At 63.1% G+C, this 12,925-nt stretch carries 12 protein-coding genes; 4 read left to right on the forward strand and 8 right to left on the reverse strand.

All coding sequences use genetic code 11. The features are described 5' to 3' along the window. Positions 1-6: 6 nt before the first annotated feature. From C1A13_RS11045 to C1A13_RS11065, 5 genes are all read right to left on the reverse strand, one after another. Positions 7-1,299 (reverse strand): TRAP transporter large permease, encoded by a 1,293-nt coding sequence (locus tag C1A13_RS11045; protein WP_199724021.1) that lies wholly within the window; start codon positions 1,297-1,299, stop codon positions 7-9. Beyond that, a complete protein-coding gene (locus tag C1A13_RS11050; RefSeq protein ID WP_101551958.1) occupies positions 1,296-1,832 on the reverse strand; it encodes a TRAP transporter small permease in 537 nt (178 codons plus the stop codon). The genes C1A13_RS11045 and C1A13_RS11050 overlap by 4 nt, the downstream gene beginning before the upstream one ends. A gap of 86 nt (positions 1,833-1,918) precedes the next feature. Beyond that, a complete protein-coding gene (locus tag C1A13_RS11055) occupies positions 1,919-2,980 on the reverse strand; it encodes a TRAP transporter substrate-binding protein (RefSeq protein ID WP_101551960.1) in 1,062 nt (353 codons plus the stop codon). Between the two features lie 69 nt (positions 2,981-3,049). Further along, positions 3,050-3,367 carry an L-rhamnose mutarotase gene (locus tag C1A13_RS11060; RefSeq protein ID WP_101551962.1) on the reverse strand — a complete coding sequence of 106 codons (318 nt, stop codon included), beginning with the start codon at positions 3,365-3,367 and terminating at the stop codon, positions 3,050-3,052. 35 nt (positions 3,368-3,402) lie between these two features. Further along, entirely contained in the window at positions 3,403-4,557 is a 1,155-nt protein-coding gene (locus C1A13_RS11065) for an iron-containing alcohol dehydrogenase family protein (RefSeq protein ID WP_101551964.1), read from the reverse strand. Positions 4,558-4,901: 344 nt separating this feature from the next. Here C1A13_RS11065 and C1A13_RS11070 point away from each other — a divergent pair, with 344 nt between their 5' ends. The 4 genes from C1A13_RS11070 (at position 4,902) to C1A13_RS11085 (ending at position 10,144) form a co-directional block, all read left to right on the forward strand. Next, positions 4,902-5,660, forward strand: coding sequence for an SDR family oxidoreductase (locus tag C1A13_RS11070; protein ID WP_101551966.1), 759 nt, complete (start codon positions 4,902-4,904; stop codon positions 5,658-5,660). A gap of 35 nt (positions 5,661-5,695) precedes the next feature. Next, a complete protein-coding gene (locus C1A13_RS11075; protein ID WP_101551968.1) occupies positions 5,696-7,975 on the forward strand; it encodes a pyruvate formate lyase family protein in 2,280 nt (759 codons plus the stop codon). Between the two features lie 37 nt (positions 7,976-8,012). Beyond that, entirely contained in the window at positions 8,013-9,098 is a 1,086-nt protein-coding gene (locus C1A13_RS11080) for an alcohol dehydrogenase catalytic domain-containing protein (RefSeq protein ID WP_101551970.1), read from the forward strand. Positions 9,099-9,175: 77 nt separating this feature from the next. Beyond that, the gene (locus C1A13_RS11085) at positions 9,176-10,144 is read left to right on the forward strand and encodes a glycyl-radical enzyme activating protein (protein ID WP_101551972.1); all 969 of its coding nucleotides are present in this window, start codon (positions 9,176-9,178) and stop codon (positions 10,142-10,144) included. Positions 10,145-10,207: 63 nt separating this feature from the next. Here the strand turns inward: C1A13_RS11085 and glgA are convergent, their stop codons facing one another. The 3 genes from glgA to C1A13_RS14920 all read right to left on the reverse strand — a co-directional run bounded on the left by glgA (position 10,208) and on the right by C1A13_RS14920 (position 12,791). Beyond that, positions 10,208-11,650 carry a glycogen synthase GlgA gene (glgA, locus tag C1A13_RS11090; RefSeq protein WP_101551974.1) on the reverse strand — a complete coding sequence of 481 codons (1,443 nt, stop codon included), beginning with the start codon at positions 11,648-11,650 and terminating at the stop codon, positions 10,208-10,210. 185 nt (positions 11,651-11,835) lie between these two features. Next, positions 11,836-12,381: a hypothetical protein gene (locus C1A13_RS11095; RefSeq protein WP_101551976.1), complete on the reverse strand. Its 546-nt coding sequence runs from the start codon at positions 12,379-12,381 to the stop codon at positions 11,836-11,838. A 239-nt stretch (positions 12,382-12,620) separates the two neighbouring features. Continuing rightward, positions 12,621-12,791 (reverse strand): hypothetical protein, encoded by a 171-nt coding sequence (locus C1A13_RS14920; protein ID WP_172439263.1) that lies wholly within the window; start codon positions 12,789-12,791, stop codon positions 12,621-12,623. Positions 12,792-12,925: the final 134 nt, after the last annotated feature.

Below are 12,925 nucleotides of genomic sequence, written 5' to 3' on the forward strand. Positions count from 1 at the left end.
TCCCGCTTATCCATACACAAGGGTTGGAAGCCAGGTCGAGAGCACGGGAATGAAAGTAAAGAGCAGCATGCAGAAGATCAGCAGCCCGATGAAGGGGAGCAGCGCCTTGGACAGCCGCGATATCGGGATATCCAGCAGCGGGGAGACCAGAAAGATCACCATGCCGAAGGGCGGCGTCACCGCGCCGATCTGGGTGATAAAGACGATCAGCAGCCCGAAATGGATCATGTCGATGCCCAGCGCCTGCGCCGTCCCGAGCAGCAGCGGCACCATGATGATGATCGCCGCGCCCCCCTCCATGAAGAGGCCCAGCAGTACGAAGATCAGGTCTACCATCAACAGGAAGGTGACGCGGTTGAACTGGACGGTGGTCAGGTATTCGGTGATGCGGTGGGGCAGACGTTCATAGCTCAGGTAGAAGCTCAGGACGTTCGCCGCGCACATGATGACCAGCACGGTGGCCGTTCCGGTGACGGCATCCTTGAGGATCGGCCAGATGTGCTCCATTTTGAGCTCCCTATGGATGAAGACGCCGACGAACAGCGCGTAAAAGACGCACAGCGCGCCGCACTCGGAGGCGGTGACGATGCCGATGCGGATCGCCATGATGATGACCAGCGGCAGCACGAGCGCCCAGCCCGCGTCCTTGACCAGCAGCAGGAGCTCTTTCCCCTTCGCGGGCCTTGTGCGGGTGGGGACGTAGCCGCGCCGCTTGGCGATCATATGTACGAGCATCATCATCCCTACGGTCATGATGATCCCCGGGATCCATCCGGCCAGGAACATCCTTCCCACCGACACATTCGCAACAAAGGCGAAGAGGATGAGCCCGATGCCGGGCGGAATGATCGGGGTGATCATCGACGAGGCCGCGGTCACCGCCGCGCTGAAATCCTTGTCATAACCGCGCTCCAGCATCTCCGGGACAAGGATTTTACACTCGGTCGCCGCGTCGGACGCCGCCGAGCCGGAGATCCCTCCCATCAGTGCGGAGAGCAGAACGTTGACCTGCCCGAGCGCGCCCGGCAGGTGGCCAACGATCCCCTCGCAGAGGTTCATCAGCCGCTTGGTCACGCCGGCGTAGTTGAGCACCGCGCCCGCCGTGATGAAAAAGGGCACCGCCCAAAGCGAGCTGGATTCCACCTGTGCGACCAGCCGCTGCAGGACCATCTGCGGCGGCATCGTCGGGTTGATGAATAAAAAATAGGGCAGAACGCAGGCGATCAGCGCGATCGCGACCGGAACGCCCAGCAGGAACAGAGCAAACATCAGGTAGACCGGCAGCGCGCCCATGCTCATTCCCGTCCGCCTCCTTTCGTCTCGCCCGGTCCGTCCGCCGCCGCGTCCCTTCGAAGGACGGCGGCCGACCGCCGGATCAGGTCGGTCAGCGTGTAGAACGCGATCATTCCAAAGCCGATGCAGATGGGGATGTCCAGCCAGAAATAGGGGATCGACAGGTTCGACGTCGTCCTGATCCACGCCGCGTTGGAAAAGTTCCAGCTGAGGTAGGCCACATAGGCGGACGTGACTAGCACCACCAGATCGACAAAGACGCCGATCACCCGCTGGGCCGACTTGGGAAAGAGGTTGACCAGTACGTCGATCCCGAACATCATCTTCGCCTTATATCCGGCGGCCGCCCCGACAAAGATCGTCCAGGAGACGAACAGCGTCGTCAGTTCCTCCGCGCCCACCAGGACGAATTTGGTGAAAAAATAGCGTACGATGACATTGACAAAGGTGGTGGTGCAGGCACCCGCCAGCGCGAGCCCCGCGATCAGCAGCACCCAGTTGTCCGCCAGCCAGCGCAGCCTGCCCCTGGCCTTTTCCATGCCGGTCACGGCCCCCTCTCACAATCTTTTCCCGCCCGCCGGCGGCGCAGACCCGCGCCGCCGGCGGACACACACATAGATCCCCGTCAGCCCGCCTCGATAATCGAGCGGATTGTATTGTAGATGTCGGGAGAAAAGCTCTGGATATTGGTGTACATATCCTTGCAGGCGTCCGCGAACGCCTGACGTTCCTCGTCGGACAGCTCGATGATCGTCGTGCCGTAATCGCGGAAGGTCTCCAGCGCCTCCTCCTCGTTGCCGTCGACCGTCGCGTTGTAGGCAAGGCAGGTCGCGTTGACCTCTTCGTCCAGGATCGCGCGGTACTGCTCGGGAATGCTGTTGTAGACGTCGGTGCTCATGATGACAACGTCGGCGCAGATGATATGGCTGGTCAGCGTCAGGTAGGGGCCGACCTCGTTGAGGCTGCTCGAAAGCAGCGTGTAGGTGGGAGCCTCGACGATGTCGATGATTCCCTGCTGAAGGCCCTGGTAGGTCTCGTTGAAGGGCAGGGTGATCGGCGAAGAGCCGAACGCCTTATACATCTCGACGAACATCAGCCCGCCGGACACGCGCGCGTTTTTTCCCACGAGGTCCTGCGGGGTCCGGATCGGGAAGGTGCTGATCATGTGGCGGTGGCCGCCGTTCCAGCCGAAGAACATCACATGGATGTTGCTGTCGTCCAGCTGCCCCTTGAGCCCCGCGTACCAGTCGGATTTGGCGATGACCTGCATGTCCTCCCAGCTATCGTAGAGGTAGGCGCCGTTAAGCGCCGCATGGTCGGGGCAGTAGTCCGCCAAAAAGTCCGAGCTGCAGTTGGTCATCATCGGCACGCCCTGCTGGATCATCTCCGCGATGTCGGCCAGCGAACCGAGCTCGTTATTCGGGTACATCTCCATCGTGATGTGGCCGTCCGTCCGTTCGGTGACCCGTTTGCACATCTCGTCAAGCATCATCATGTCGGGATTCGTGGCCGCGGAAGCGCCGCTGAATTTGATCGTGATGTGAAAATCATCTCCAGGATCGGCCGCCGCGCCGTCCGTGGGCGCGGCAGCGGCGGAGGGGGCTGTCGCGGCGGGTTGCTGCCCGCAGGCGCTCAGCGAAAGCGCAAAACAGAGCAGCACAGTGATTGCCAGGATACGCTTTTTCATATTCCTTCCTCCCAGTTCCGATTGTCCGTCGTTTTTCCGCTTCTTCCACCTGCGTGGGGCCGCTTCCCATTAAAAATCGTGGTGCCAGAACTCCTCCAGCGCGATCTTCATTTCCTCCCCGTCGACCGGCTCCATAAAGGCGCCCGTCGTCTCCTGCCACTTGGGGCTGACGGGCTTGGCCGCCTTGCGCGCCATGTCCGCCTCGAAGTCGTCGCCGAGGTATTCATAGCAGGAGAAAAGGTAGTCGCCGCAGCGGAAGATGGTGAAGTTGCGCATATTCGCCTCATGGGCGGCTTCCACAACCTCTGGCCAGATGCCGTCGTGCACCCGCCTGTACTCCTCCGCCACGCCTGGTTTGAGCTTGGTGATCGTTGCAATCCGTTTCATGGTTCTTTCCGCCTTCCGTCAGATTTCCACCGGGGCTACACCCCGAGGAGCTTATGATAGATCGCATAGGAATCCTCGATCGTGAACGGCCCGGGGTTGGTCGCGTAGGCGACCGTGTTCTGCATCGACGCCTTGGCCAGAAGGTCGATGTCCCCGCCTTTGACGCCGTAGTCGAAGAGCGTCTTCCCATAGCGGATGATCGGTCCGTATTCCCGCATCAGGCGGACGAACGCCAGCGCGTCCTGCCGGTCGTCGCCGCTCGCCCGCACGCCCGGGACGCTCCGGAACAGCTCCGCGTAGGCATGACATCCGTTCCGGATGTTCACCTCCATCGTGTCGGGGAAAAAGATCGCCACCGCAAAGCCGTGCGGGACATGGAAGTGGATGCCCGGCCCATAGGACATCCCGTGGGCGGCGCCGGTGCTCGCGTTGTCGATGGCGTATCCCGCCAGGCAGCTCCCCAGCAGCATCTCCTCACGGTATTGCAGGTTCCCCGGCTCCTCCGCGACCTTCGGGAGCGTCTCGTAGAGGCGCAGGAACGCCTCGCGGGAGAAGAGCCGCGTCAGCTCGTTGGCCTTGGGGGAGACGTAGGATTCCACCGCGTGCACGATGGCATCCATACCGCAGCCGACCGTCAGGTCCACCGGGAGCGATGCGCCCAGCTCCGCGCAGAGCAGCGCGTAGGTGGGCACCACGCCCGGACCCACCACGCCGCGCTTGAAGGCCGACCGGGTGTTGATGAGGACGGCCGCGCCCGAAATCTCGCAGCCGGTCCCGGCCGTGGTCGGGATGCAGATCTTTTTGACGCCGGCGGTCAACTGCCTGCTGGTGCCCTGATAGTCCTCGATCACTCCCTCGTTTTCGATCAGGGCGGAGACCGCCTTTGCGAGGTCGAGGACGCTGCCCCCGCCGATCGCGACGAACATGTCCAGCCCACGGCCCCGGTAGATCCCGGCCAGTTCGTTGACCAGGCCGGTCGTCGGCTCGCCCGACGGGATGGACCGAAGCTTGATCTCCCTGCCCGGTCCCTCGGCGGCCGAAAGCATTTTGGCGACGGCGGGGTGCTGTGCGACATGCTCGTCCGCGAACACCAGGACGTTGCGGCTGCCCTCCTTATCCAGCAGGTGGACAACACCCGCCGCGAGGTCCCTTTCCATCAGAACATCTGTTTTGACATGAAAATATTGCATTGCGGCACGACCTCCTTTGTCTTCATGTTAATTGCAAACAGATTTTGCCGCAATAAGTAAATGTAATATTTTCCTAGGCAAATTTTCATAATTTTCCGATTTCAGGAAACCTCTCCCGCCCGGACATTTCCGACAAAATATCTGCCGGCCAAAATTGAATTCTGGATAACTCGCTTACATTTTTTTGAAACCCGTTTACCTTTCCGCCGGATATGCAAATACCCAAAAAGAAAATGTGCTGTTTTTCATCATGAAAATGACGGTTTTTCTCATTGAAACCGCACCTGGCGCCATCTATGATAACGGTGGAAGCAACATTTACCGCCTTACCGGGAGGGAACGTCATGAAGCTGTTTGATGTCAATGGAAAACGCGCGATCGTCACCGGCGGCAGCCGGGGGCTGGGAGGCGCGATGGCCGTCGGGCTGATGGAACACGGCTGCAAGGTCGCCGTGGTTGCCGCCAGCCCGCAGACGGCCGAACGGGTCGCGGCCTTTGCGCGGCCCGGCTGGGAGTACGGCTGCGTCGCGGCGGACCTCTCCCGCCAGGAAGAACGGGAGCGCGCCTTCCGGGAGTCGCTGGAGCTGCTGGACGGCCGGGTGGACCTGCTGGTCAACGCGGCGGGCATCCAGCGCAAGCACCCCTGCGCGGAATTCCCGCTGCCCGACTGGCAGGAGGTGCTGGAGGTGAACCTCACCGCCACCTTTGCGATGTGCCAGCTCGCGGGGAAACGGATGCTCGAACAGAGGCGCGGCAAAATCGTCAACATCGCGTCGATGGGCAGCTACATCGGGAGCGTGAACGTCCCCGCCTACGTCGCGAGCAAGGGAGGCGTCGTCCAGCTCACCAAGGCCCTCTCGAACGAGTGGTCGGGGCGCGGGGTGTGCGTCAACGCGATCGCGCCGGGATATATGCACACCGACCTCACCATCTTTCTGATGCGGGACGAGACGCGCAACCGCGAAATCCTCAGTCGTATCCCGATGGGCCGCTGGGGCGAGCCGGAGGACCTCATCGGAACGCTCCTCTTCCTCGCGTCCGCCGCGTCGGACTATGTCACCGGCGCCGTCATCCCGGTCGACGGCGGATTTCTGGGACGATAGCCGCCCCCAAAGCCAATAGTAAGGAGGAAACGCTTATGAGCAAGCCCCGCAGGGAATACGCGCCGAAATTTACGGTGGGGGACCGGCTGCAGCGGGTGATGGAATATAACCAGCGCCTCGCATCGACCGGCCGCCGCAACCTCTACACCGCGGACACCACCCAGCTCGTCTACCACTGGACCGACAAAAGCAACGGCATCGTGCCCCAGACGGGCGAATGGTCCTACCCCGTGGAGACGAACCTCTCGCTGGGCGACCACGCCTGCCGCGTGGACATCGGAGTTTCCTTCCCGAAGTACGACGAGGTGCCCTCGCATGTCGACGGGTACGAGGAGACGCCCGAAAACTTCGCACGCGACTACGCCTTCCTCCTCGAGCACTCCCCCGCGGAGATCCATCCGGACGAATCGATCGTCGGGGAATTCCACTGGGAGATGAACGAGATCCGCAAATACTACTTCGGCGACAAGGTGCATGAGCTCGGCAGGCAGGTGCGCAAGCTGGGCGCGGGCGGCACGAGTCACGGGCACACCTGCCCCGACTATTCCATCGGGCTCAGCCAGGGCTGGGGCGGCATCCTCCGGCGGACCGAAGAAAGCCTCGCCATGTACACGAGACTCGGGCAGGAACGCAAGGCGCAGTACCTGCGCGGAGCCAAAATCACCTGCGAGGCGATCATCCGCTACATCGAGAAGCACGCGGAGAAGGCTCGCGCCCTCGCCGCCCGGACGGACGACCCCGAACAGAAGGCGCTCTATGAGCTGATCGCCCGCGACTGCGCCCACATCGCCGCGGCCCCTCCCGAGACCTACCATCAGGCGGTGCAGTGGCTCCAGTTTGCCATCATGACCGACCGCATGGTCGGCCACGGCAACGGCTACGGCCGGCTGGACCTCTATCTGGGTGAATTCTACCGGCGGGACGTCGCGCGCGGCGTCCTCACCCGCCAGCAGGCGCGGGAATACCTGGCCGAATTCTTTTTAAAGGTACGCGGGCAGCACTTCTCGATCGGCGGGCGGCTTCAGGACGGCAGCGACGCGAGCTGTGAAATGAGCTTCGTCGTGCTGGAAGCCTACGACATGATCGACGACTACAACAACCTCTTTCTCATGTGGCATAAGGACATCGACCCCGCCCTCTTCCGCTACGCCTGCGACGTGCTCGTCCGGCACGGGGCGAGCGTGCCGTCGCTGGCCAACTACGACCTGCTCGTCGACTGCGAACTGCGCTCGGGCGTGGACCCCGACATCGCCTGGACCGTCTCGGTGAGCGGATGCCAGTGGTTCTGCATCCCCGGGCGGGAGTACTGCGACCAGGACGTGAACGCCCTCGTCCTGCTCGACCCGATGTGGCGCGCAATCGACCGCGCGGTCACGGAGAACGCCGGCGACTTTGAAGTCTTCTACCGGCTGTTCGAGGCGGAGTTCCGGCGCACCGTCGAGGCGCTGCGCCTCTTCAAGGACGCGCAGTACGAGGTGCTCGACCGGGTGTGGCCGGAGATCGCCACCTCCCTCAACTGCCACGGCCCGATCGAACGCGGCGTCGACATCACGGGGCCGCGCGGCGTCGACGTGCAGTACACCTCCACCAACATCCTCGGCCTTCCAAACGTGGCCGATTCGCTGCACGCCATCAAAAAGCTTGTCTACGAGGAGGGGCGTTATACGATGGCGGAGGTGCGCGAGGCAACGAAGGAAAACTGGAAGGGCCGCGAGGAGATGCGACAGCGGTTTCTCAACGAGGACAAGTTCGGCAACGACCTCGACGAGGTGGACGGGATGTACGTGCGCATCTGCGATATGATCGCCGGCGTGCTCGACAATACCTTCAACAGCCGCGGCCAGCAGTACCGCGCCTCCCTCTTCCAGTTCCAGGGGCACACCTGCGTGGACGTGCTGCCCGCGACGCCCGACGGCAGGCTCGCCGAGGAGCCCCTCGCCCACGGCTGCAACCCGACCGCGGGCAGGAACACGCGGGGGCTTTTCGCGACCGCCAACTCGCTCACCAAGGCGCAAAACGTCAAATTCCAGGGCGGCTCCCTCCAGGTGGAGCTGCAGCCCCGCTTCTTCGACGGGCGCGAAAATCCGACGCAGTACATCATGGACTTCGCCGAGGCGTTCTTCAAGCGGGGCGGGTTCCAGATCAATCTGAACATCATCGACCTCGAGGCGCTCCGGGACGCGATCGACCACCCGGAAAAACCGGAATACCAGAACCTCATCATCAAGGTCACCGGCTACACCAGCCGGTTCATCTGCCTGGCAAAGCCGTTCCAGAAGGAATTCTGCGCCCGGAACAACTACTCCGGAATGTAAGCCGTTTTTCATCCGAATAGGAAAGGGAAGGTGCATTATGACAAAGCCAGCCGAAATCCCCTCCACCATGCGGGCCCTGGTCGCGTACGGCAAGCACGATTACCGCCTCGAGCCGGCCTATCCCGTACCCGGCTGCGGGGACGACGAGATGCTCGTCAAAAGCGAGGGCTCGGGCATCTGCGCGGGCGACCTCAAAAACTATCAGGGCGCGTCGATGTACTGGGGCGGCGACGGGATGGTGGGCATCTGCCGGCCTCCCTTCATCCCCGGCCACGAGTTCGTCGGCCGCATCGTCAAAACCGGGAAAAACGTCACCGGCTTCCAACCGGGCGACCGGGTGGTCGCCGAGCAGATCGTCCCCTGCGGGCATTGCCGCTTCTGCCGGACGGGAAAGTACTGGATGTGCAAAAACCGGGGCGGCTTCGGCTTCTATAAGGAGCTCAACGGCGGTATGGGGGAATATGTGCGTTTCCTGCCCGAGACGCGCGTCTACAAGATTCCGGAGGAGCTGCCCTTCGAGAAGGCCCTGCTGATCGAGCCGTACGCCTGCGCCAAGCACGCCGTGGACCGTGCGGACATCCACTGCGAGGACGTGGTGGTCATCTCGGGCGCGGGCACGCTGGGGCTGGCGATGATCACCTACGCACGCATGAAAAACCCCGCGAAGCTGATCGTGCTGGACATCAATCCTCAGCGGCTGGAGAAGGCGGCGGAGTTCGGCGCGGACCTCGTCATGAATCCGGCGGAAACCGACGCGGTGCAGGCGATCCGCGGCCTCACCGACGGCTACGGCTGCGACATCTATATCGAGGCGACCGGCCACTCCGCCAGCGTGGTGACCGGACTCAACGCGGTGCGCAAGCTGGGGGTCTTCGTCGAGTTCGGCGTCTTCGCCGAAAACACGACGGTCAACTGGTCGCTCATCGGCGACCGCAAGGAGCTTGACATCCGCGGGGCGCACCTGAGCCCCTACTGCTACCCGTTCGTCATCGAGAACATCGTAAACGGGCGTCTGAAGACGGACGGCGTGGTCACCTCCGTCTTCCCCATCGAGCAGTGGGAAAAGGCGTTTGAATACGCCGGCGGCCAATACGGCGACTACAAGGTCGCGATCAGGTTTTAACAAGACGAACGGCGCGCCGCGGGCCTGCGGCGCGCCGTTTTCCAGCCGGGCATGCGCCCGGGGAAAGGAAGCCTCCTATGGAACCGGAACCGCGCGCGATGATCTTCGACCTCTACCGGGGCACCACACACGACGGGCCGGGTCTGCGCTCCACCGTCTTTTTCAAGGGCTGCCCCCTCGCCTGCCGGTGGTGCCACAACCCCGAGGGCATCGCCTTCACCCAGCGGGTGTGGTGGGAGGCGCGCAAATGCATCGGCTGCCTGAGCTGCCGCGCAGCCTGCCCCACCGGCGCGAACCGGCCGCGGGAGGAGGGCGTCTTCATCGACGACGCGTCCTGCGTCCGCTGCGGCGCATGCGTGTCCGCCTGCCCCTCCAGGGCTCTCTCCTTCGTGGCGCGGGAGTGGCGGCTTTCGGAACTCATGCGCGAGGTCCTCAAGGACCGGCACTACTACGGGCAGTTCGGCGGCGGGGTGACCGCCTCGGGCGGGGAAGCGCTGGCGCAGCATTCGTTTGTCGCCGCTTTTTTCCGGGAGCTGAGACGGGAAGGCGTTCATACCGCCCTCGACACGAGCGGGTACGCCCCCCGGGAAGCGCTCGAAGCGGTCCTTCCCTTCACCGACTGCGTCCTCTACGATGTCAAGCTGCTGGACGACGGCCGGCACCGCCGCCTGACCGGAAAAAGCAACCGGCTGATCCTTCAGAATCTGGAGCTCCTCGGCGGAGAAATCCGGTCCGGGCGCGCCCGCTGCGAGCTGTGGATCCGGACCCCGCTCATCCCCGGAGCGACGGCCGACGCGGAAAACCTCTCCGCCATCGGCGCCTACCTCGCGGGGACGCTGGGGGACGCCGTCTCCCGGTGGGAGCTCTGCGCCTTCAATAACGCCTGCATTGGCAAATACCGGAGGCTGGGCCTGCCGTGGGAATACGAAGGCATCCCGCTCCTCGGCCGGGAGGAAGCGGCGCGGCTGCGGGAAGCGGCGCTGTCCGCCGGGTTCGGCGAAAGCCGCCTCGCAGTCACCGGAATCCTGGCCTCCGGGGGGGCGTGACCGCCCAAAGCACACAAAAAGGCCCCCGGAGCCGGCGGCTCCGGGGGACCTTTCTTCTGAAATCTAACCGAGCTGGTCGTAGAGGGACTGGTAGGCCTGCGCGCTGCTGCGCCAGGAGAAATCCTGTTCCATGCCGCGCCGCACCATCTCGTCCCAGCAGGAACGGGTGTCGTAGAAGACCCGCTCCGCATAGAAGATCGTGTCAAGCATCTCCTCCGCGTTATAATTCGCAAAGGAGAAGCCGGTGCCCGTCTGGACGTACTCGTTGTAGGGCTCGACCGTGTCCTTGAGGCCGCCCGTCTCCCGCACGATGGGCACCGTGCCGTAACGCAGGGAGATCAGCTGGGTGAGGCCGCAGGGCTCGAACAGGGAGGGCATCAGCATCGCGTCGGCGGCCGCGTAGAGCTTATGGGCGCGGTCGTCGTTGAAGTAGATGTTGGCGGAGACCTTCTCCTTGCGCTCCCACTCGTAGCGGCGGAAGAGGTCCTCGTATTTCTTGTCGCCCGTGCCGATGATGACCAGCTGGATCCGCGAGGTGAGCAGCCAGTCCATCACCCGCTCCACGAGGTCAAGCCCCTTTTGGTCGGTGAGGCGGGTGATCATGCCGACCATCATCACCTCAGGGTCCTCAGGCAGCGCCAGCTCCCGCTGGAGCGCGGCCTTGTTGGCCGCCTTTCCCTGGCGCACGCCGTTTTTGTCATAGTTCGCGTAGAGCTTGCGGTCGGTCACCGGGTCATAGATGTCGTAGTCGATGCCGTTGAGGATGCCGCTGAGGGTTCCGCTCTTGGCGCGCAGCAGGCCGTCCAGTCCCTCGCCGTAGGAGGGCTGCTGGATCTCCCACGCGTAGGTGCCGCTGACCGTCGTGATCCGGTCGGCGTAGACGAGCCCGCCCTTGAGCATGTTGGCGTCCCGGTGGAACTCGAGCCGGTCGGGGGTGAACGCCCGGTCGGGCAGGCCGGTGAACCGCTTCATCGCCGGGATGTCCCATACCCCCTGGAAACGCAGGTTGTGGATCGTCACGACGGTGCGGATGCCGCGGTAGAAGGGATTGTCCCTGAACATCTCGTGCAGGAAGACGGGAACCAGCCCCGCCTGCCAGTCGTGGCAGTGGATGACGTCGGGACGGAAGCCCACGGTCGGCAGGATCGAAAGGGCCGCCTTGGAGAAGAAGCAGAACTTTTCGATGTCCCACAGCAAATCGCCGTAGGGCTTGTCGCCGCCGAAGTAGTGCTCGTTGTCGATGAAGTAGTAGGTGATGCCCTCCACCCGGCAGGTCATGACGCCCACGTAGACGCGGCCCAGGCCGCCCAGCTCCATCTGGAAGCTGTCCACGTACTGGAACTGGCCGCGGTATTTTTCGGGGATGCAGGTATAGTCGGGCAGGACGACGCGCACGTCGTAACGGCTTTTGTCGAGCGCCTTGGGCAGCGCGCCGGCCACGTCGGCCAGTCCTCCCGTCTTGATGAACGGCACGCATTCCGATGCGACAAACAGGATGTTCTTCATGTCATTTCCTCCTCCCATGTCAAAGGGGCCCGCCGGTTCTTTTTTTCCAGTATACTACAATTGGCGGGAGAGATAAAGTCGCACGGAAGCGATTATACGATATATCCCAGATTTTCCCCCTCCATTTTGTGGAATAGAGCCAAAGAAAAGCCCCCGGCTCCGCCGGGGGCTTTTGGGCTGGAAATTCAGCGGTACATCCGGTAGCCCCGGATGCTGTAGAGGATCAGCAGCGGGCCGACGACCGGCGTGACCACCGCCGCGACGGCGAGGATGCCGGCCGCGTAGATGAACGCCCCGCCGATGAGCGGCATGAGCGAGAGGATGGCCAGGATGCTCACGATCGTGGGCAGGCCGGCGATGACCGTAAAAAGCACACACTGCTTGCGCGAGTAAAAATAAAAAACGAGATAGTAGACCACCAGCGTGCCCACGCTCACGAGCAGGTCGGCCAGCGTGCTGAACGGATAGCGCAGCAGCACCGCGGCGACCGAGACGATCGGCAGCGCGTAGGCGAGCGGAACGCTGGCGAACACGTCGTAGACGCGGCGGTTGAGGTGCTTCATCGAGTCGCCGATCTGTCCGAGCATGAAGAGCTGGAAGAAGGGGATGAACGCAAAGAAGGGATTCGGAAGGCCGCGCACGACCGCGAGCCGGTAGATCGCGTAGGACTGCAACAGATAGACGCCCAGCGCGAGCAGGCTGGTGAGGAAACTTCCGCCGAAATGAAACATTGTGATTCTCCCATCGTGATAGAATGTCCGCGCCGCGCGGGCGCCCTGTCAAAAGCATGGGCATCCGGGCGCGTTCCTAATCGCCCGCCGCCACAGGCAGGCGCAATTTGCCGGCGCCGATTGCCCGCGTTTATTATAGCATGCGGGCCGCCCGAAGAAAAGCAGGAGAAGGGAATTGCCCATTCGGCGCGCGGGCGCAAAAAAGGTCCGGAGCCTTCGCTCCGGGCCTTTTTCAGCTCCTACTTCTGCACCGGGCCGTGCGTCAGGAAGATCACTTCGCCCGACGGACGCTCCCTGCGGGCGCTCCAGCGCGGGCGGTAGCTTTCGCCCAGGAACCGTTCCATCCCGCGCGCGCAGAGGAACCCGACCACCCCGGTGAACAGCAGTCCCGCGACAATCAGCACTTCCATGCGCCCCCTCCCCTGTCTTCTGGTTCCATTATACCCCCCGGGCCGTTAGGGCGGGGTAAAGCTTTCGGGTCGGGGCGTTAATATTGTATAAAGACAGAAGGCCCGCCGCTGCGTCTGCAGCGGCGGGCCTTCCG

Origin of the sequence: Anaerotruncus massiliensis (ex Togo et al. 2026) (assembly GCF_900199635.1) — a bacterium.
GTDB lineage: Bacteria > Bacillota > Clostridia > Oscillospirales > Ruminococcaceae > Anaerotruncus > Anaerotruncus massiliensis.